Source organism: Streptomyces sp. NPDC007983, from assembly GCF_042958345.1.
GTDB lineage: Bacteria > Actinomycetota > Actinomycetes > Streptomycetales > Streptomycetaceae > Streptomyces.
Map to the genome: position 1 here is coordinate 839127 of NZ_JBIBJI010000002.1, position 19636 is coordinate 858762.

The window sequence follows — 19636 nt, forward strand, 5'->3', positions numbered from 1 at the left end:
GGGCCTCCCCTCACCCCCGTTCAGTCCTCGCCGAGGTACGCCTTGCGCACGGACTCGTCGTGCAGCAGCGCATCCCCGGTGCCGGACAGCACGATCTTGCCGATCTCCATCACATGGCCGTGATCGGCGAGGGACAGCGCCGCCTGGGCGTTCTGCTCGACCAGCAGGATCGTGGTGCCCTGTGCCTTCAGTTCGGCGATGGTCTGCATGATCTTCTGCATCATGATCGGCGAGAGGCCCATCGAGGGTTCGTCGAGCATCAGCAGCTTGGGGCGGGACATCAGGGCGCGGCCCATGGCGAGCATCTGCTGTTCGCCGCCGGAGAGGGTGCCGGCCGCCTGGGTGCGGCGTTCGCCGAGGATGGGGAAGAGGTCGTACACCTTCCGTACGTCGGCGGCGATCGCGTCGGCGTCCTTGCGGAGGAACGCGCCGAGCTGCAGGTTCTCGGCGATCGTCAGCCGGGGGAAGATGCGGCGTCCCTCGGGGGAGTGGGCCAGGCCCAGGGCGACGATCTTGTGCGCGGGGACGCCGCTCAGGGGCTTGCCGTTGAAGCGGATGGTGCCGCCGAGCGGGGTGAGCAGGCCCGAGAGGGTGCGCAGGGTGGTCGTCTTGCCCGCGCCGTTGGTGCCGATGAGGGTGACGACCTGGCCGGCCTCGACGCTGAACGAGATTCCCTTGACGGCCTCGATCTTGCCGTAGGCGACCCTCAGGTCCTCGACCTCGAGCAGTGCGGTCACTGTCCGTCCTCCGTCCGTACGTGGTGGCCCTCGGCCGCCTCGACCGCCGCGGCCTCCTCGGCGCCGGGCGCGCCCTCGAAGGGGGTGCCGAGGTAGGCGGCGATGACGCGTTCGTCGCGCTGGACGACGTCGGAGGTGCCCTCGATCAGCTTCTCGCCCTGGACGAGGACGGCGACCCGGTCGCACAGGTGGAAGATGAAGCGCATGTCGTGCTCGATGACGAGGACGGCGGTGCCCGTGTCGCGGATGGCGAAGACGAGTTCTTCGGTGGCCCGGGTCTCCTGGGGGTTCATGCCCGCGGTCGGCTCGTCGAGGAGCAGCAGTCCGGGGTCGCTGGCCAGGGCGCGGGCGATCTCCAGCTTGCGCTGTTCGCCGTAGGGGAGGTTGCGGGAGAGGTGGTCGGCCTTGGCGGCGAGGCCGGTGAACTCCAGGAGTTCCATGGCCCGTGCCGTGGAGGCGGCTTCGGCGCGTTTGAAGCCGGGGCCGCGCAGGAGGGCGGACCACAGTCCTTCCTTGGTGCGGGTGTGCCGGCCGACCAGGACGTTTTCCAGGACGGTCATGTTGGCGAAGAGGCGGATGTTCTGGAAGGTGCGGGCGATGCCGGCCTGGGTGACCAGATGAGGTCTGGGCGGCAGGACGGTGCCCCGGTAGGAGACGCGGCCCTCGGTGGGGACGTAGAGGCCGGTGAGGCAGTTGAAGAAGGTGGTCTTGCCCGCGCCGTTGGGGCCGATGAGGCCGACGATCTCCCCGGGGTGGACGTCGAGGTCGACGGAGCGTACGGCGGTGAGTCCGCCGAAGCGCATGGTGACGCCGGTCGCGGTGAGTACGGGGGCGGCCTTCGCCACGGTGGTCGTGGTCATGTCTGTCATGCCTCCGCCTTGGTGACGCCGACGGCGCTGCCGCTGAGGGCGGTCTGGTCGGGCACGTCGAGCTGTCCCGTCTCGTGGTATTCGAGCTGCTGCCGCCGGTTGGGGATGATCCCTTCGGGGCGGAAGCGCATCAGCAGGATGAGCGCGATGCCGAAGGCGAGGAGCTGGTAGTCCTGGAGGAATTCCAGCTTCTCGGGGATGAGGAAGAGCAGGGCCGCGCCCAGCAGGGGGCCGCCGATGGTGCCCATGCCGCCGAGGATGACGGCGGCGAGCAGGAAGGTGGAGTTGGGCGGGACGGGTCCGGCGAAGACGTACTGCTCGGGGACGACGGTGGTCTGGACGTGGGCCCAGATGGTGCCGGCGACTCCGGCGAGGGTGGCGCCGAGGGCGAAGGCGATGAGTTTGACGCGGAAGCCGTTGATGCCCATGGCGGTGGCGGCGGTCTCGTCCTCGCGGATGGCGACCCAGGCGCGGCCGATGCGGGAGTTCCCGGCCCGGCTGAAGATGAGGACGACGATGACGGTGACGAGCAGCATCAGCAGGTAGTAGTTGCTGTTGGAGTCGAGGGTGAGTCCGGCGAAGCTGTGGTCGTCGTCGAAGTTGAAGCCGAAGATCTCCAGGGCCGGGATGTTGGGGACGCCGTTGGGGCCGTTGGTGACGGAGGGGCCCGAGGTGCCGTCGAGGTTGCTGACGGCGATGCGGAAGATCTCTCCGAAGCCGAGGGTGACGATGGCGAGGTAGTCGCCGCGCAGCCGCAGGGTGGGGGCGCCGATGACGACGCCGAAGATGAGGGAGACCGCGGCCCCGGTGAGCATGGCGGCCCAGAACGGGAAGGTGACGTGGATGGTGGAGGCGGCGGTTCCGGAGACCAGGGCGGCGGTGTAGGCGCCGACGCCGAGGAAGGCGACGTAGCCGAGGTCGAGGAGGCCGGCGAGTCCGACGACGATGTTCAGGCCGAGGGCGACGGTCGCGAAGATGGCGATGTTGACGCCGAGTTCGGTGTAGCTGGCCTTGTCCTGGGTGAAGGGGAAGACCAGCGCGGTGACCAGGGCCGCGACCAGGGTGAGGGAGCGGTAGGTGCTGGTGAGTCCGCTGAGCCGGGTGATGAGTCCGGCTTTGAGGAGCGCGGTGGTGGCGAAGCAGAGCGCGATGAGGTAGCCGATGAACGGTTCGGGGTTGTCCTCGTCGGTCTGGATGCCGTAGTTGACCACGTAGAGGCCGAGGGTGAAGACGGCCGCGATGATGAGGATGTCGGCCCAGGAGGGGAGCTGCCGGGGGCGGCGGACGGGCCGCGTGTCGTCGGTGAGCAGATACGCGGTGGCGACGGGCGCGGCGGAGGCGACGGCGGCGACCCAGCCGCCCGGTTCCAGGTTGACCAGGCCGCCTTGGTCGACGGCGATGGCGATGAGGGTGAACCAGGTGGTGGCGAAGGTGCCGAGGGCCAGCAGCCGCAGGGCCCGGGTGGAGCCGGCGGGGGTGAGCCAGCGCAAGCCCCGGACGTCCAGGGCGGCGAGCGCGAACAGCAGGGTGGCCAGGCCGAGGACGAGGGTGAGGACCTGGAGGCCGCCGGGGTAGCCGTAGACGGTGAGGTCGCCGGGGAAGTCGGAGGTCCAGGTCCAGGCGAGGAAGGTGGAGGCCATGGCGGCGAGGCCGCCGGCCGCGGTGAGCGCCCTGAGCGGGGTGGTGCGCGGGGCCGGGGTGCTCCCTGCGGTCTTCCCGAGGTCGGTGGTCATCGGTTCACTCCCTTCACGCCCGGTCCGCTACGCGTTCGCCGAGCAGCCCCTGGGGCCTGACGAGCAGGACGACGATGAGCAGGGTGAAGGCCCAGACGTCCTTCCAGGCCCCGCCGCCGAGTTGGTCCATTCCGGGGATGTCCTGGATGTATTTGATGGCCAGGGCCTCGGCGATGCCGAGGACGACGCCGCCGAGCATGGCGCCGTAGATGTTGCCGATGCCGCCGAGGACGGCGGCGGTGAAGGCCTTGAGTCCGGCGATGAAGCCCATCTCGAAGTTGATCTGGCCGTACTTGAGGCCGTGGGAGAGGGCGGCGACGGCGGCGAACGCGCCGCCGATGGCGAAGGCCATCACGATGATGCGGTCGGTGTTGATGCCCATCAGCTTGGCGGTGTCGGGGTCCTGCGCGGTGGCCTGCATGGCGCGCCCGGCCCGGCTCCTGGAGACGAACAGCCCCAGGGCGAGCATGCACAGCGGGGCGGCTATGAGCAGGAACGCGTCGCCGCGCTGGATGTGCAGGCTGCCCGTGATCTCGAATGAGCTGCCCTCGAACTGGGGGAAGCTGCGGGCCTTCTTGGCGTCGGGGTAGAAGGCCCAGACGGCCTGCTGGAGGGCGATGGACAGGCCGATCGCGGTGATCAGGGGGGCCAGCCGGGGGCCGCCGCGCAGGGGCCGGTAGGCGAAGCGTTCGGCGGCCGTGGCGATGGCGACCGAGGCGAGGATGCCGCCGATGAGCATGAGCGGCAGGGCCAGGGCAAGCGCGGTGCCGCTGGGCAGCCAGAGGTAGACGGTGAGGGCGCCGAAGCCCCCGATCATGAAGATCTCGCCGTGGGCGAAGTTGATGAGCTGGACGATGCCGTAGACCATGGTGTACCCGATGGCGATCAGACCGTAGAGGGCGCCGAGGGTCAGGCCGTTGACCAGCGTTTGCGGCAGTTCGTGCACCGCAGGGCCTCCGATGAGCGTGTCGGATATGACGCCGCGCGAGGGCGCTGGTGTGCGCCCTCGCGCGGTTGCGTTGCTGGTGGGCGGGGGGTTGCCCCGGGGTCAGTCCTTGAAGGTCTCGCTCTTGACGTCCTTCCAGGCGCCGTTCTTCACCTGGTAGACGGTCAGCTGCTTGTTGGTGGTGTCGCCGTATTGGTCGAAGGAGACCTTGCCGGTGACGCCGTCGAAGGAGACCTTGTTCAGCGCCTCGGTGATCTTGGCGCGGGCGTCGTCGGGGAGCTTGCCGTCGTTGTCCGCGACGACGGCCTTGACGGCCTGGATGATGGCCCAGGCGGCGTCGTAGGAGTAGCCGCCGTACGCCCCGTACGGGTCCTTGTAGTTCTGGGCCGCGTAGTTCTTGACGAACGTCCTGGCGGAGGCGAGGTCTTCGACGGGGTAGCCGACGGAGGTCGCGAGGTCACCGTCGTTGCTGGTGCCGGACGCCTTGATGAAGGCGGGGTCGTAGATGCCGTCGCCGCCCATCACGGGGACCTGCGCGCCGGCCTGCTTGACCTGGTCGGACAGCAGCCCGCCCTCGGGGTACTGGCCGCCGAAGTAGACCGAGTCGGCGCCGCTGGACCTGACCTTGCCCGCGATGCCGGAGAAGTCGGTCTCCTTGACGGTGAGGTGATCGGTGCCGACGACCGTGCCGCCGAGGCGCTTGAACTCCTGGGCGAAGATCTTGGCGAGTCCGGCGCCGTAGGTCTGCTTGTCGTCGATGACGAAGACCTTCCGCTTCTTCGCGTCCTTGTAGTAGTACTGCGCGGCGAAGCGGCCCTGGATGATGTCGGTGGTCGCGGTGCGGAAGTAGGTCTTGAAGGGGCGGGACTTCTTGCCCGAGGCCCAGGCGTCGCCCTGGCTCAGCGCCGGGTTGGTGTTGGCGGGGGAGACCTCGGCCAGGTCCGCCTTGGCGAAGACGCCCTGCATGGACTGGGCGACGCCGGAGTTCAGCGGGCCGACCGTGCCGAGGATGGCGTCCTCGTCCACCATCGAGGTGGCGTTCTGCTTGCCGGAGGACGGCACCGCCTGGTCGTCATAGGACTTGATCTTGAAGGTGACGCCGGGGACCTCCTTCTGCTTGTTGGCCACCTTGGCGGCGAGGTCGACGGAGTTCTTGATGCCCTGGCCGAGTGCCGACAGCGAGCCGGTGAGCGGGGCGTCGACGCCGATGACGACGGTGGTCTTCTTGTTCTTGTCGCCGCTGTCGGTCTGGCCGCGCGAACCGCAGGCGCTGAGAGTGAGGGCTCCCGCGGTGATCGCGGTCGTCAGGATGAGCAAGGAACGCTGTCGCACGAAGAATCCTTTCCCTGGCCCGGCCGCCCCTCGGGATGGGACGCCGTGTCCGCGCCGGTGGATCTGTTACAGCCGTACAGGTGCTGGCGAACACCTGTCGGGGGTCGTGACTGGCTGTGAATGTAAGCGCGGGGCGCAACGGAGGGCAGGGTGCGGGCCATGATGTGACTGTCTTGTTATGACCCAGGTCACGTTCGTGTGTCGGTGTAGCGGAACGGAAAGGACGAAGCCGGTGTTTACGGACAACTCGTGAGGTCCAGATAGTGAGAAGCTGCAGTTCCGCTAAGGAGTCGCGGGCACTCGTGAACGAAGTGTGGAGGCGCGTGCCCGTGGCGGCGACGGGGGGTCTCATGGATGACGTCGCGGAGTGAAATCGCTCGATCTTGTATTGCGCAGAGATTACGTATTGTTACAACTGGTGCGAGTGATTCCAGCCGCCCGCATCCAGACCTGCGCGCAAACGGAAGCGGCACCCCGGACAGTCCGGGGTGCCGCTTCCGCTGGGTGAGGTGGGGTGTTACGGCTTCGGCAGGCCCTCCGCCTCGCGCAGCAGGCACGTCAGCCGGGCGGTGCACACCCGGCGGTCCTGCTCGTCGCTGATGACGATCTCGTACGTGGCGGTCGAGCGCCCCCGGTGGACGGGCGTGGCGACGCCGGTGACCAGGCCGGAGCGCACCCCGCGGTGGTGGGTGCAGTTGAGGTCGACGCCCACGGCGATCCGGCCGCTGCCGCCGTGCAGCATCGAGCCGACCGAGCCGAGGGTCTCGGCCAGCACGGCGGAGGCGCCGCCGTGCAGCAGTCCGTACGGCTGGGTGTTGCCCTCCACGGGCATGGTGCCCACCACCCGCTCCGCGGAGGCCTCGAGGATCTGCACGCCCATGCGGGTGCCGAGGTGACCCGCGGAGAACAGCGCGAGGAGGTCGACGCCGAGTGCCGCGTACTCGTCGATGACCTCTTGCGGGAACTTCACGCTGGCCTGCTCGCCCATCGGGACCGGCTCCGTTCGTCTGCTGACGGTGACCACCCGCGCTGACGGTGGCCACCTGCTGGTGATGGCCACCTTCATATCAGGCGACTGAGCGAACGCTTAGACGGGGTGGTCCATCAGGCGGGGCGGGTCTGTTCCAGCCGGACCACCACGGACTTGCTGGCCGGGGTGTTGCTGGTGTCGGCGGTGGCGTCCAGCGGGACCAGCACGTTGGTCTCCGGGTAGTACGCGGCGGCGCAGCCGCGCGCGGTCGGGTAGTGGACCACCCGGAAGCCGGGGGCGCGGCGCTCCACGCCGTCCGTCCACTCGCTGATCAGGTCGGCGTACGAACCGTCGGCGAGCCCCAGGGCGCGGGCGTCCTCGGGGTGCACCAGGACCACGCGACGGCCGTTCTTGATGCCGCGGTAGCGGTCGTCCAGGCCGTAGATGGTGGTGTTGTACTGGTCGTGGGAGCGGAGGGTCTGCAGCAGCAGCCGGCCCTCGGGGGCGGTCGGGTACTCGACGGGGGCGTCGGTGAAGTTGGCCTTGCCGGTGGTGGTGGGGAAGCTGCGGCTGTCCCGGGGGGCGTGCGGCAGGGCGAACCCGGACGGGTCGCTCACCTTGGCGTTGAAGTCCTCGAAGCCGGGGATGACGGCCGCGATGCGGTCACGGATCGCGGCGTAGTCCTTGGCGAACTCCTCCCACGGGGTGGTGCTCCGGGGGCCGAGCACGCGCCGGGCCAGCCGGGCGACGATGGCCGGTTCGGAGAGCAGGTGGGGGCTCGCGGGCTCCAGGCGTCCGCGCGAGGCGTGCACCATGCCCATCGAGTCCTCGACGGTGACGAACTGCGGTCCGCCGTCCTGGACGTCCCGCTCGGTGCGGCCGAGGGTGGGCAGGATCAGGGCGCGGGCGCCGGTGACCACGTGGGAGCGGTTGAGCTTGGTGGAGACGTGGACGGTCAGCCGGGCGGCGCGCATCGCGGCCTCGGTGACGTCGGTGTCGGGGGAGGCGGCCACGAAGTTGCCGCCCATGGCGAAGAAGACCTTGGCCTCGCCGTCGCGCATCGCGCGGATGGCGCGGACGACGTCGAAGCCGTGCTCGCGCGGCGGCGCGAAGCCGAACTCCTTCTCCAGGGCGTCCAGGAAGGCGGGCGCGGGCCGCTCGAAGATGCCCATGGTGCGGTCGCCCTGCACATTGCTGTGGCCGCGCACCGGGCACACCCCGGCGCCGGGGCGGCCGACGTTGCCGCGCAGCAGCAGGAAGTTCACGACCTCCCGGATGGTGGGCACCGAGTGCTTGTGCTGGGTCAGGCCCATGGCCCAGCAGACGATGGTGCGCTTCGAGGCGAGGACCATGCTCAGCGCGCGGTCGATGTCGGCCCGCTCCAGGCCGGTGGCGCGCAGCGTCTCGTCCCAGTCGGCGTCGCGGGCGGCGGCGGCGAAGTCCTCGAAGCCGTGGGTGTGCTTGGCGATGAAGTCCTCGTCGATGACGCCCGGGGCGTTGTCGGAAGCCTCCAGGATCAGCTTGTTGAGGAGGCGGAAGAAGGCCTGGTCGCCGCCGATCCGGATCTGCAGGAAGAGGTCGGTGAGCGAGGTGCCGCCGCCCGCGAGCCCCTTGGCGTTCTGCGGGTTCTTGAACCGCTCCAGACCCGCCTCGGGCAGCGGGTTGATGGAGATGATCTTCGCGCCGTTGGTCTTCGCCTTCTCCAGCGCGGAGAGCATGCGCGGATGGTTGGTGCCCGGGTTCTGCCCGGCGACGACGATCAGGTCGGCCTTGTAGAGGTCCTCCAGCAGCACGCTGCCCTTGCCGACGCCCAGGGTCTCGGTGAGCGCCGAGCCCGAGGACTCGTGGCACATGTTGGAGCAGTCCGGCAGGTTGTTGGTGCCGAACTCGCGGGCGAAGAGCTGGTAGAGGAAGGCGGCCTCGTTGCTGGTGCGGCCGGAGGTGTAGAAGACGGCCTCGTCGGGGGAGGCCAGGGCCTGCAGTTCGTCGGCGATGATGTCGAACGCGCGGTCCCAGCTGACCGGCTCGTAGGCCTCGGCGCCCTCGGGCAGGTACATGGGCTGGGTGAGCCGGCCCTGCTGGCCCAGCCAGTAGCCGCTGCGGGTGGCGAGGTCGGCCACCGGGTGGGCGGCGAAGAAGTCGGGGGTGACCCGGCGCAGGGTCGCCTCCTCGGCGACGGCCTTCGCGCCGTTCTCGCAGAACTCGGCCGCGTGCCGTTTGTCCGGCTCGGGCCAGGCGCAGCCCGGGCAGTCGAAGCCCTTCTTCTGGTTGACCTGGAGGAGGGTGAGCGCGGTGCGGCGCACCCCCATCTGCTGCTGGGCGATGCGCAGTGAGTGACCGACCGCGGGGAGCCCGGCGGCGGCGTGTTGCGGGGGTGCGACCTCGGGCGCGTCCTGGACCGGATCGCCTGCGGGTGGCTTGGCTGCCATGTCGCTCCCCTTTTTCCGCCGTGGTTGGGTGCCTGTCCCCCCTCGATCCTTTCATGAGTCACGGACTTTGGGACCACCCGGTGCGGTGGGCCGGAGGGAGTGGGAGGCGGGAGGCGTTGTCGGTGGGGCGTGGCAGGATCGGGGTCGTGGCAGAGAAAGCATCGAAGAAGACCGCAGCGCCCGCGCCCGACCGCCCGGGGGACCGTCCCCGCCTGCTCCTGCTGGACGGGCATTCCCTGGCATACCGGGCGTTCTTCGCGCTGCCGGCGGAAAATTTCAGCACGACCACCGGCCAGACGACCAACGCGATCTACGGCTTCACCTCGATGCTGGCGAACACGCTCCGTGATGAGCAGCCCACGCACCTGGCGGTGGCGTTCGACGTCTCGCGCAAGACCTGGCGCTCCGAGCAGTTCACGGAGTACAAGGCGAACCGCTCCAAGACCCCGGACGAGTTCAAGGGGCAGGTCGAGCTGATCGGCGAGCTGCTGGACACGATGAACGTCACGCGCTTCGCGGTGGACGGCTTCGAGGCGGACGATGTGATCGCCACCCTGGCCACCCAGGCCGAGGCCGAGGGCTTCGAGGTGCTGATCGTCACCGGTGACCGCGATTCGTTCCAGCTGGTCAGCGACCATGTCACGGTCCTCTACCCGACCAAGGGCGTCTCCGAGCTGACCCGGTTCACCCCGGAGAAGGTCCAGGAGAAGTACGGGCTCACCCCGCGCCAGTACCCCGACTTCGCGGCGCTGCGCGGCGACCCGTCGGACAACCTGCCCGGCATCCCGGGGGTCGGCGAGAAGACCGCCGCGAAGTGGATCAACCAGTTCGGGTCGTTCCAGGAGCTGGTGGAGCGGGTCGACGAGGTCAAGGGCAAGGTCGGCGAGAAGCTGCGCGACCACCTGGAGGCCGTGAAGCTCAACCGGCAGCTGACCGAGCTGGTCAGGGACGTCGAGCTGGGCGTCGGCCCGGACGGTCTCAAGCGCGTCCCGTACGACCGGGCCGCGATGGCCGTGGTCATGGACGCGCTGGAGTTCCGCCACCAGAACTTCCGCGACCGCATCCTGGCCGTCGACCCCGGCGCGGCCGAGGAGGAGCCGGCCGCCGCGGCCCCCGGCGTCGAGGTCGACGGGGTGACTCTGGGCGCGGGCGAGCTGGCGCCCTGGCTGACGGAGCGCGGCGCCGAGCCGCTGGGTCTGGCCGCCGTGGACACCTGGGCGCTGGGCAGCGGCAGCGTCAGCGAGATCGCGCTGGCCTCCGCGGGCGGGCCCGCCGTCTGCTTCGACCCCTCGGAGCTGGACGAGACCGACGAGCGGGCCTTCGCGGCCTGGATCGCGGATCCGGACCGGCCGAAGGTGCTGCACAACGCCAAGGGCACCATGCGGGTCTTCGCCGAGCACGGCTGGTCCGTCGCGGGCGTCTCGATGGACACCGCGCTGGCCGCCTATCTGGTCAAGCCGGGCCGCCGTTCCTTCGAGCTGGACGCGCTGTCGGTCGAGTACCTGGGCCGTGAGCTGTCCCCGGCGGCGGCAGCGGACAGCGGGCAGCTCGCCTTCGGCGCCGACGAACAGGCCGAGCAGGACGCCCTGATGATCAAGGCGCGTACGGTCCTCGACCTCGGCGAGGCGTTCCGGGGGCGGCTGGCGGAGGTCGGCGCTGCCGGGCTGCTGAGCGATGTGGAGCTGCCCACCTCCGAGCTGCTGTCCCGGCTGGAGCGCTCCGGTATCGCCGCCGACCGCGGCTGGCTGGACCGCATGGAGCAGCAGTTCGCGGGCGCCGTCCAGCAGGCGGTGAAGGAGGCGCACGCCGCGGTGGGCCACGAGTTCAACCTCGGCTCGCCCAAGCAGCTCCAGGAAGTGCTCTTCGGCGAGCTGGGCCTGCCCAAGACCAAGAAGACCAAGACCGGGTACACCACGGACGCCGACGCGCTCGCGTGGCTGGCCGCGCAGACCGACCACGAACTCCCGGTGATCATGCTGCGCCACCGGGAGCAGGCCCGGCTGCGCTCCACCGTGGAGGGGCTGATCAAGACGATCTCCCCCAGTGGCCGCATCCACACCACCTTCAACCAGACCGTGGCGGCGACCGGCCGGCTGTCGTCGACCGACCCCAACCTGCAGAACATCCCGGTGCGTACGGACGAGGGCCGGGCGATCCGGCGCGGCTTCGTCGTCGGCGAGGGCTTCGAATCGCTGATGACCGCCGACTACAGCCAGATCGAGCTGCGCGTGATGGCCCATCTCTCCGAGGACGAGGGCCTGATCGAGGCGTTCACCTCCGGTGAGGACCTGCACACCACGGTCGCCTCCCAGGTGTTCTCCGTCGACAAGTCCGAGGTCGACCCGGAGATGCGGCGCAAGATCAAGGCCATGTCGTACGGCCTGGCGTACGGGCTCTCGGCGTTCGGCCTCTCCCAGCAGCTGGGCATCGGCGCGGACGAGGCGCGGCGGCTGATGGAGAACTTCTTCGAGCGGTTCGGCGGCGTCCGCGACTATCTGCAGCGGGTCGTGGAGGAGGCGCGCGCCACCGGCTACACGGAGACCATGCTCGGCCGCCGCCGTTACCTCCCCGATCTCAACAGCGACAACCGGCAGCGCCGCGAGATGGCCGAGCGGATGGCGCTCAACGCCCCGATCCAGGGCACCGCCGCCGACATCGTCAAGATCGCGATGCTGAAGGTGGACGCCGCGTTGACGGCGGGCGAACTCTCGTCGCGGATGCTGCTCCAGGTGCACGACGAAATCGTGCTGGAGATCGCGCCGGGGGAGCGGGAGCGGGTCGAGGAGCTGGTGCGGCGCGAGATGGCCGGTGCCTTCCAACTGCGCGCTCCGCTGGATGTGTCGGTGGGCGTCGGCGCCGACTGGGAGTCGGCCGCGCACTGAGGGGCGGCTGGCGGAACTGGCGGAATCGGCCAAGTGTTCACCCCCGAATGGCCGCTGACAGGCGGTAGGCAGCGGTGGTCGCGGGCCCTAAGTTGTCGTAGTGTCACCAGGGTTGACGCGCGGGGGAGCGCATCGTGTTCGACGGGAGGGACACACGGATGGCACCGCTTATCGGCCGACGTTTGCGTAAGGGGGCGGCCACGACGGCGGTGGCGGCGGCCGCGATGGCCGCCCTCACCGCATCCCAGGCGCCCGGGTTCGCCGCCCAGGAGCACGGCGACCGGGATCACCGGGACCGGGACCGGGCCAGTGGGGCGCCGTCGCCCGATACGCCGATCGACGGCGGCTCCTCGTACCACACCGATCTGCCGCCCCTGACCAAGCCGGACAAGCCGGGCTCCTCGATCGACCTGCCGGGGTTCCCGGGCAGCAGCACCAAGGCCGAGGCGGGGATACCGGCGAGCGTGCTCGCCGCGTACAAGAAGGCGGAGGCGGCGCTCCGGGAGGCCAAGCCCGGCTGCAACCTGCCGTGGCAACTGCTGGCCGCGATCGGCAAGGTCGAGTCCGGCCAGGCCCGCGGCGGCAGCGTGGACCGGGAGGGGACGACCGTCAGTCCCATCCTCGGCCCGGCCCTCAACGGCAACGGGTTCGCCATGATCAAGGACACCGACGGCGGCGAGTTCGACGGGGACACCACCCACGACCGGGCCGTCGGGCCCATGCAGTTCATCCCGTCGACCTGGGCGAACTGGAGCCAGGACGGCAACGGCGACGGCCGCTCGGACCCGAACAACATCTATGACGCGGCGCTCGCCGCGGGCTTCTACCTGTGCGCCAACAACCGTGATCTGTCCGTCCAGGAGGACATCGACAAGGCGATCCTGGGCTACAACCACTCGCGGGAGTATCTGAACACCGTCCTGTCGTGGTTCGAGTACTACAAGCGCGGCACCCATGAGGTGCCCGACGGCGCCGGCGTGCTGCCCTCGGAGAAGAGCGGCCCGTCGGGTGACGGCTCGAAGCCCGGCTCCAAGGAGTCCGGCAAGGGCAACGGTTCCGGCAAGGGCAACGGCGGTGTGCACACCCTGCCCAAGCCCGACGACAACAAGCCCGACGGCTCCACCACCCCTCCCTCGACCGACCCGGACGAGGACCCGGGGCAGACGCCCGGCCAGCAGCTCCCCAAGCCGCCGACCACGCCGCCCACCACCCCCGCCCCCAAGCCCACCGGCACCGCCAAGCTGACCGCGGTCGGCGCCAAGCAGTTCACCGCCACCGCCGGTGAGACGTTCACCGGCACCCCCAAGGTCCATGCGGTGAACGCCGAGGGCAAGCCGGTGGCCGCGGCGCGCGTGAAGTACGAGATCCGCGGCGAGACGGGCGCCCGCTTCCTCGGCCTCGTCCGTTCCGTCACCGTGCTCACCGGCGTGGACGGCACCGCCACCGCCCCCAAGCTGCTCGCGGGCGAGCAGACCGGCTCCTTCACCCTGCGCGCCACGGCCGTCGGGCGCGAGCAGGTGGCCCCGGTCGACTTCGCCGGGACCGTCAAGGCCCGCCCCGTACCGCAGGCCGACGCGCTGGCCCGCCTCGGTGACAGCGTCCTGAAGGCCGGGACCGGCGGCTCGTTCGCCGATCTCCTCACCGTCAAGGCGACCAACAAGGGCAAGGTCGCGGCGGGCGTCCCGGTCACCGCGACCATGATCACGGACGCCAAGAAGCCCCAGCCGAACGACAAGGGCCCGTACTTCCTCGACGCCAAGGGCAAGCCGGTCCGCACCCTGACCGGTCTGAAGACGGACGCCCTCGGCCGGCTCACGCTTCCGAAGATCCTCACCGATGAGCACGCGGGCACCTATCTGCTCCGCCTCACCACGGCGAACGGCACCGTCCTGGACGTCGAGCTGACCGTCACCCCGGCCGCCGCCTCCTAGCGGGCCGCCGCCCGGGCACACCGCGCCGCCCCCGAGCCCCACCGGGCCCGGGGGCGGCGCGCGTTCGCGTTTCGGGCTTTCGTGTTCTCATCTGCGCCCCCCGTTGCTACGGTGCCCCAGCCCCGGCCGAGCTGACGTCGCGTCAGGTCCAGGCCGCCTCGTACCGGAACCACGGGAGGCCCGCATGCGCGCCCTCGTCGCCGCCGCGATCGGACTCGCCGCCGCCCTCGCCCTCGTCCTCACGGTGACGGCCATCGGCACCCCCGGCGGCACCACCTCCCCCAAGCCGCTGCTCACCACCGTCCCCGAGCACCCCTGAGGGAGGGACGCCCCGCCATGCGCCGCAAAGCCAGCCTGGTACTGCTCGCCTTCGCCGTCTTCTTCGCCGCCCTCGCCCCGCTGGTGCGCTGGTACGCCTTCCCCCGGCTCGCCAAGATCCCGCCCAGCGAGTACCAGACGGCCGTCCTGGAGGCCCGCCCCGCCACCCTGCTCGACTACGCCACCATGAAGCCCCGCACGGTCCCCAAGGTCAGCATCGTTCAGACCCTGCGCGGGAACGTGCCGGCCGCGAAGAAGGTCGGGAAGAAGACCGGGCGCGATGTCGTCGTGTGGGACGCCCTGTCGTACATCCAGGGCCCCGACGGCAAGATGGTTTCCCGCATCCCCGAGCGCTACGTCTTCGACGCCCACTCCCAGGACCCGGTGCACGCGGGCGGCGAGCACGTCGACGGCGACGCGGTGCGCCGCGAGGGCATCGAGTACAAGTGGCCCTTCCTCACCGAGAAGCGCGACTACCGCTACTTCGACGCTCAGACCCGCACCTCCGCGCCCATCCACTACAAGGGCACCCGGAACTTCCGCGGCCTGACGGTGTACTACTTCGAGCAGACCATCCCCTGGACCAAGGTCCCGCTGCCCAAGACCATGCCGGTCGACGGCATCACCCCCGAGACCGTCCGCAAGGCCGGAACCTCCCGCTGGTACACCACCAAGCGCATGTTCTGGGTCGAACCCACCACCGGCGCGCCCGTCAACGGGCAGGAGATCCACCGCGAGGAACTGCGCGGCGGCACCCTGCTGGGCGGCCGGGACCGGGTGACCGTCTTCTCCGGCCACGTGAAGATGCGCGAGGACTACATCGCCCACACGATCGACATGGTCACCTCCCAGCGGCAGCTGGTCCTCGCCTTCACGACGTACGTGCCCTGGGGCTTCGGCGTGCTGGGCACCGGACTGCTCGCGCTCGCGCTGCTACTGGAGGCGCGCGGCCGGGCCTCGTCGTCCGGGGTGCCCTCGCGAGGCGGTCGGCGACGGCTCGTCAACCTCCGTCCCCGCGTTCCCTCCTGATAGTGACGCCGGTAGTGATCTCGGTAGCCGGCTGGCTAGCATGCGCTCCATGCCGGGTATCACGATCGAATTCACCGAGCAGGAACTGGCCGAGCTGCGCGCGGAGGCGAAGGAGAAGGGCGTGGCCATCAAGCGCCTCGCGCACGACATACTGACCGAGGACGTCGTGCGGCGGCGTCAGAAGCAGCGCTTCGTCGAGGGCGCCGTGCGCTTCGCCATGGGCTACAAGGCCGAGTTCGAGCGGGAGTTCCCGGAAGGGCTGCGTTGATCCTGTACGTCGACGCCGGCTGGGTGCTCAACGTCCAGGTCGACGTCTCCCCGGTGAACACCCCCGTGCGTGACTGGGGCGCACTCCACTGCATGAGCGAACGGCACCGCTACGAACGGTTCGCGGGTGAGCCGTACTACGAGGAGGCCGCGGCGCGCGCCGCGACCTTCCTCCACACCTCGCTGATCCTGGAACCGTTCTCCGACTACAACGCGGTGATCGGCGCGGCCTGCGCCCAGATGTACCTGGAGGAGTCCGGCGAGGCGATCGCCCCGCCGCCCGGCGCGATGGTGGGGCTCATCCGCGACATACGGGACAACGGGCTCCGCCTCAGCGAGACCGCCCGGCGGCTGCGCGCCTGGGCCGTATGAACCGGCGGCTGCGGTTCAGCGGCGGGCGTTGGTGCGCCGCGTCGGCTCGGCCTCCGTCGGGTCCTCCGGCCACGGGTGCTTGGGGTAGCGGCCGCGCAGCTCGGCCCGTACGGACCGGTAGCCGTCCCGCCAGAACGACGCCAGATCGGCCGTGACCGCGGCCGGACGCCCCGCCGGTGACAGCAGGTGCACCAGCAGCGGCACCCGCCCGCCCGCGATCCTCGGCGACTCCTGCCAGCCGAACAGCTCCTGCAGCTTCGCCGCCAGCACCGGCTGCCCGTCCCCGTACTCCACCCGCACCCGCGACCCGCTCGGCACCTCGACCCGCTCCGGCGCCAGCTCCTCGAAGCGCGCGGCGTCGCCCGTCGCCCACGGCAGCAGCCGGGCCAGCGCCTGACCGGCGTCCACCCGCTCCAGATCCGCCCGCCGCCGGGCCCGGCCCAGCTCCACGCCCAGCCACGCGTCCGGGTCCGCCAGCAGCGCCGCCTCCGACACATCCGGCCAGGGCGCCCCCAGCTCCCGGTGCAGGAACGCCATCCGCTGCCGTACCGCCGTGGCCTGTCCGGACCAGCGCAGCAGCCCGGTCCCCTCCCGGCGCAGCCCCTCCAGCAGCGCCGCGTGCACGAGCGCCGGGTCGGGCGCGGCCAGCGGCCGGGCCACCAGCTCGATCGCCCCGAGCCGGGACACCCGGCGGGCGACGACGTCCCCGTCGGCCCAGTGCACCTCCTCGCCGTCCGACCCCAGCGCCGCGGCCGCCGTACGGGCCGTCTCCTCGTCGGTGACGGCGGCGAGCCGGACCCGCGCCGACGCGGCGGACACCGGCCGGTCCGCGACCGCCACGGCCAGCCACGGCGCGCCGCCCAGCCGCGACCCGTCACCCAGCTCGGCCCCGGTCCCGGCCGCCATGAGGTACGACCGCCCGCCCCGCAGCCGAGCCACCCGCTCGGGAAACGCCAGCGCGACGACCAGCCCGGCGACAGCGTCATCGCCCCGCGCCGAGCCGCCGCGGTCCGTTTGGCCGGTGCTGGTAGGGGTGTCGTCTCCGGCCACCGCGCGCTCCAGGCGGCGGGCCTCCTGGCGCCAGCGGGTCGCGTACGGGTCGCCGGCGCGGCGGGCGGTGCGCCAGGCGGCGGCCAGGTCGTCGCCGTAATCCCGTGGCGGCTCCTCGCTCAGCAGGGCCACCACCTCGGCCGCCCGGCGGGCGCCGACCTCGGGGGCGCCGTCGATGAGGGCGCGGGCGAGGCGGGGGTGGAGGCCGAGCCGGGACATGCGGCGGCCGCGCCCGGTCGCGCGGCCGCCCGCGTCGACGGCGCCGATCGCCGTCAGCACCTCCCGCGCGGCCGTCATGGCCCCGCCGGGCGGCGGGTCGAGCAGGGCGAGGCCGGACGCGTCCGGGTCGCCCCAGCACGCGGCCTGGAGGGCGAAGGCCGTCAGGTCGGCCTCGGCGATCTCCGGGGACGGGAAGCGCGGCAGCCGGGCGTCCTCGGCCTCCGGCCAGCAGCGGTAGACCGTCCCCGGCGCCTCGCGCCCGGCCCGGCCCGCGCGCTGCCGGGCCGCGGCCCGCGACGCCCGTACGGTCGTCAGCGCGCTCAGCCCCCGCGCGTGGTCCATGCGCGGCTCACGGGCCAGACCGCTGTCGACGACGATCCGTACGCCCGGCACGGTCAGGCTCGACTCGGCGACCGAGGTCGCCAGCACCACCCGCCGCCGACCGCCGTCCGCGCCCGCGAGCACGGCTTCCTGTACGGCGGCGGGGGCCCGGCCGTGGACCTGGAGGACGTCGGCGTCGACACCGCCCAGCAGGCCCGCCACCCGGCCGATCTCGCCGACGCCGGGCAGGAAGCACAGGACGTCGCCGGAACGCTCCCGCAGCGCGCGCCGCACCACGTCCGCGACGTGTTCGAGCAGCGCCGGGTCGACGCGCATCCCGTGCGGCGGGCGTACGGGGCGTACGGGCGGCGTCCACACCACCTCGACGGGGTGCGACACGCCCGGGGCCGAGACGACCGGCGCGGGCTGCCCGCTGTCACTCCCCTCGCCCAGCAGCCGCGCCCACCCCTCCGCGTCGGTCGTCGCCGACGCGGCGATCAGCCGCAGCTCCGGACGCAGGGTGGCCTGGACGTCCAGCAGGAAGGCGGCCGCCGTGTCGGCGTCCAGGTGGCGCTCATGGCATTCGTCCAGCACGACGGCGTCGACCCCGGCCAGCTCCTGGTCCCGCTGCAGCCGCTGCACCAGCACCCCCGTGGTGACCACCTCGACCACGGTGCGGGGCCCGGCCTGCCGCTCCCCGCGCACGGTGAAGCCGACCCGTTCGCCGGTCCGCTCGCCGAGCAGCCACGCCATGCGCCGCGCGGCGGCCCGCGCCGCGATCCGGCGCGGCTCGGCCACCAGGACCCGCCGCCGCACCGTCGCGCCGCCACCCTCCGGCAGTTCGGCGCCGTCCAGCAGCCCGGCCAGGACGAGCGGCACCAGCGTGGTCTTGCCGGTCCCGGGCGGTGCGCACAGCACCGCCGACCCCCGCCGGTCGAGCGCGCTCAGCAGCTCGGGTACGGCTTCGCGGACGGGGAGCTGTTCGAGGACGTCCGTACGCATGCCCGCCCCCCGGCTCAGTCCCGCTCGCAGACGAAGACGGCCGTGCCCGGGATGAGGCCACCGCGCAGCGGGGACCAGCCGCCCCACTCCTGACGGTTCCAGGCGGGCCATTCCGGTTCCACGAGGTCGATCAGCCGGAAGCCTCCGGCCACGACGTCCCGTACCCGGTCACCGAGCGTCCGGTGGTGCTCGACATAGACGGCACGGCCCGCGTCGTCCTGTTCCACATAGGGGGTGCGGTCGAAGTACGAGCCGGAGATGCTCAGCCCCTCGGGCCCCGGCTCGTCGGGGAACGCCCACCGCACCGGATGCGTCACCGAGAACACCCACCGGCCGCCCGGCCGCAGCACCCGGCGCACCTCGCGCATCACCCGTACCGGCTCCGCCACGAAGGGCACCGCCCCGTACGCCGAGCAGGCGAGGTCGAAGGAACCGTCCCGGAAGGGGAGCGCGGTCGCGTCGGCCTGGACCAGCGCGATTCCGGACGAGCCGGGGGCAGGGGTCTCGGTGTCGATCCGCTGGGCGTGCCGCAGCTGCCGGTGGGAGATGTCGAGCGCCACCGGGCGGGCCCCGCGCGCCGCGAGCCAGCGCGAGCACTGCGCCGCGCCCGCGCCCACCTCCAGCACGTCGCGGCCCTTCAGCCGGTCCGCGGGGCCGAGCAGCCCGGCCTCCTCCTCGTCCAGCCCCTCCGGGCCCCATATGAAGCGGTCGTCGCCGAGGAAGGCGCCGTGTTCCTCCTGGTACTCGTCCGCGTTGCGGTCCCACCAGCCGCGGCTGGCCCGGCTGCTCTCGGTGTCGTCGGCGATCCGGCGGGTGGCGGTGGGTTCGAGGGCGTCGAGGGCATCGGGGGTGTCGGGGGCTCCGAGGGCCTCGGGGGCGCTCTCGGGGGCCTCGAAGGCACCGCTGGGCTCGTGTTCTTGGACCATGGGGCGCGTCGTCGTACTCTCTGTATCGACCTGTGGCCGCGGGGCACGGCAAGGGACCGCGTCGCAGCAGTGACTTGCAAATTGCCGGGTTCGGGGCGTTAAGCCCCACGTGCGCTCTTCGTGCATTGACCATGCCCGGCCGCCCCCGTATGCTACAAGTTGCGCTGCGGGCCTGTGCGACTCAGACGGAGCAGGCCGCGCTCGCATCTGTTGTATGTCCCCTCGGTTGTCGAGGCGTTTTCGGTCTCTCGGAAGGTTCCGGAAAGATCACGCCTCACAGGCTGTCCGGCTTCGGCGGTGCGA

15 protein-coding genes are annotated in these 19636 nt (G+C 71.4%); 6 read left to right on the top strand and 9 right to left on the bottom strand.

Annotated elements, in window-relative coordinates:
- Positions 1 to 20: 20 nt before the first annotated feature.
- From ACFZCY_RS08210 to ACFZCY_RS08240, 7 genes are all read right to left on the bottom strand, one after another.
- A complete protein-coding gene (locus ACFZCY_RS08210; RefSeq protein WP_391170184.1) occupies positions 21 to 737 on the bottom strand; it encodes an ATP-binding cassette domain-containing protein in 717 nt (238 codons plus the stop codon).
- A complete protein-coding gene (locus ACFZCY_RS08215; RefSeq protein ID WP_391170185.1) occupies positions 734 to 1606 on the bottom strand; it encodes an ATP-binding cassette domain-containing protein in 873 nt (290 codons plus the stop codon). The genes ACFZCY_RS08210 and ACFZCY_RS08215 overlap by 4 nt, the downstream gene beginning before the upstream one ends.
- Positions 1603 to 3339 carry a branched-chain amino acid ABC transporter permease gene (locus ACFZCY_RS08220; protein WP_391170186.1) on the bottom strand — a complete coding sequence of 579 codons (1737 nt, stop codon included), beginning with the start codon at positions 3337 to 3339 and terminating at the stop codon, positions 1603 to 1605. Before ACFZCY_RS08220 ends, ACFZCY_RS08215 begins: the two co-directional genes overlap by 4 nt.
- A 13-nt stretch (positions 3340 to 3352) precedes the next feature.
- Positions 3353 to 4285 carry a branched-chain amino acid ABC transporter permease gene (locus ACFZCY_RS08225; protein WP_361485412.1) on the bottom strand — a complete coding sequence of 311 codons (933 nt, stop codon included), beginning with the start codon at positions 4283 to 4285 and terminating at the stop codon, positions 3353 to 3355.
- 102 nt (positions 4286 to 4387) lie between these two features.
- Positions 4388 to 5617, bottom strand: a complete 1230-nt coding sequence (locus ACFZCY_RS08230) for an ABC transporter substrate-binding protein (protein WP_391170187.1) — start codon at positions 5615 to 5617, stop codon at positions 4388 to 4390.
- A gap of 517 nt (positions 5618 to 6134) precedes the next feature.
- Positions 6135 to 6605 carry a hotdog fold thioesterase gene (locus ACFZCY_RS08235; RefSeq protein ID WP_123106570.1) on the bottom strand — a complete coding sequence of 157 codons (471 nt, stop codon included), beginning with the start codon at positions 6603 to 6605 and terminating at the stop codon, positions 6135 to 6137.
- A 116-nt stretch (positions 6606 to 6721) separates the two neighbouring features.
- Entirely contained in the window at positions 6722 to 9016 is a 2295-nt protein-coding gene (locus tag ACFZCY_RS08240; protein WP_391170188.1) for an FdhF/YdeP family oxidoreductase, read from the bottom strand.
- Positions 9017 to 9162: 146 nt separating this feature from the next.
- On the opposite strand from ACFZCY_RS08240, the gene polA reads away from it, so the two are divergent.
- The 6 genes from polA (at position 9163) to ACFZCY_RS08270 (ending at position 15815) form a co-directional block, all read left to right on the top strand.
- Entirely contained in the window at positions 9163 to 11898 is a 2736-nt protein-coding gene (gene polA, locus ACFZCY_RS08245; protein WP_391170189.1) for a DNA polymerase I, read from the top strand.
- A gap of 158 nt (positions 11899 to 12056) precedes the next feature.
- Complete coding sequence (locus ACFZCY_RS08250; RefSeq protein ID WP_391170190.1) at positions 12057 to 13829, top strand: lytic transglycosylase domain-containing protein; 1773 nt, start codon at positions 12057 to 12059, stop codon at positions 13827 to 13829.
- A gap of 184 nt (positions 13830 to 14013) precedes the next feature.
- Positions 14014 to 14148 (top strand): SPW_0924 family protein, encoded by a 135-nt coding sequence (locus ACFZCY_RS08255; protein ID WP_391170191.1) that lies wholly within the window; start codon positions 14014 to 14016, stop codon positions 14146 to 14148.
- A 17-nt stretch (positions 14149 to 14165) separates the two neighbouring features.
- Entirely contained in the window at positions 14166 to 15176 is a 1011-nt protein-coding gene (locus ACFZCY_RS08260) for a porin PorA family protein (protein ID WP_391170192.1), read from the top strand.
- Between the two features lie 49 nt (positions 15177 to 15225).
- Complete coding sequence (locus tag ACFZCY_RS08265) at positions 15226 to 15444, top strand: hypothetical protein (protein WP_234357101.1); 219 nt, start codon at positions 15226 to 15228, stop codon at positions 15442 to 15444.
- Complete coding sequence (locus ACFZCY_RS08270; RefSeq protein WP_391170193.1) at positions 15441 to 15815, top strand: hypothetical protein; 375 nt, start codon at positions 15441 to 15443, stop codon at positions 15813 to 15815. The genes ACFZCY_RS08265 and ACFZCY_RS08270 overlap by 4 nt, the downstream gene beginning before the upstream one ends.
- A gap of 15 nt (positions 15816 to 15830) precedes the next feature.
- Here the strand turns inward: ACFZCY_RS08270 and hrpB are convergent, their stop codons facing one another.
- A complete protein-coding gene (hrpB, locus tag ACFZCY_RS08275; RefSeq protein ID WP_391170194.1) occupies positions 15831 to 18407 on the bottom strand; it encodes an ATP-dependent helicase HrpB in 2577 nt (858 codons plus the stop codon).
- A 14-nt stretch (positions 18408 to 18421) separates the two neighbouring features.
- Positions 18422 to 19333 (bottom strand): methyltransferase domain-containing protein, encoded by a 912-nt coding sequence (locus ACFZCY_RS08280; protein ID WP_391170195.1) that lies wholly within the window; start codon positions 19331 to 19333, stop codon positions 18422 to 18424.
- Positions 19334 to 19636 lie beyond the last annotated feature (303 nt).

Coding starts and splice junctions, on each gene's coding strand:
- ACFZCY_RS08215 (WP_391170185.1), bottom strand. CDS start 1,606: ATGACAGACATGACCACGACCACCGTGGCGAAGGCCGCCCCCGTACTC.
- ACFZCY_RS08220 (WP_391170186.1), bottom strand. CDS start 3,339: ATGACCACCGACCTCGGGAAGACCGCAGGGAGCACCCCGGCCCCGCGC.
- ACFZCY_RS08235 (WP_123106570.1), bottom strand. CDS start 6,605: ATGGGCGAGCAGGCCAGCGTGAAGTTCCCGCAAGAGGTCATCGACGAG.
- ACFZCY_RS08240 (WP_391170188.1), bottom strand. CDS start 9,016: ATGGCAGCCAAGCCACCCGCAGGCGATCCGGTCCAGGACGCGCCCGAG.
- ACFZCY_RS08250 (WP_391170190.1), top strand. CDS start 12,057: ATGGCACCGCTTATCGGCCGACGTTTGCGTAAGGGGGCGGCCACGACG.
- ACFZCY_RS08255 (WP_391170191.1), top strand. CDS start 14,014: ATGCGCGCCCTCGTCGCCGCCGCGATCGGACTCGCCGCCGCCCTCGCC.
- ACFZCY_RS08260 (WP_391170192.1), top strand. CDS start 14,166: ATGCGCCGCAAAGCCAGCCTGGTACTGCTCGCCTTCGCCGTCTTCTTC.
- ACFZCY_RS08265 (WP_234357101.1), top strand. CDS start 15,226: ATGCCGGGTATCACGATCGAATTCACCGAGCAGGAACTGGCCGAGCTG.
- hrpB (WP_391170194.1), bottom strand. CDS start 18,407: ATGCGTACGGACGTCCTCGAACAGCTCCCCGTCCGCGAAGCCGTACCC.
- ACFZCY_RS08280 (WP_391170195.1), bottom strand. CDS start 19,333: ATGGTCCAAGAACACGAGCCCAGCGGTGCCTTCGAGGCCCCCGAGAGC.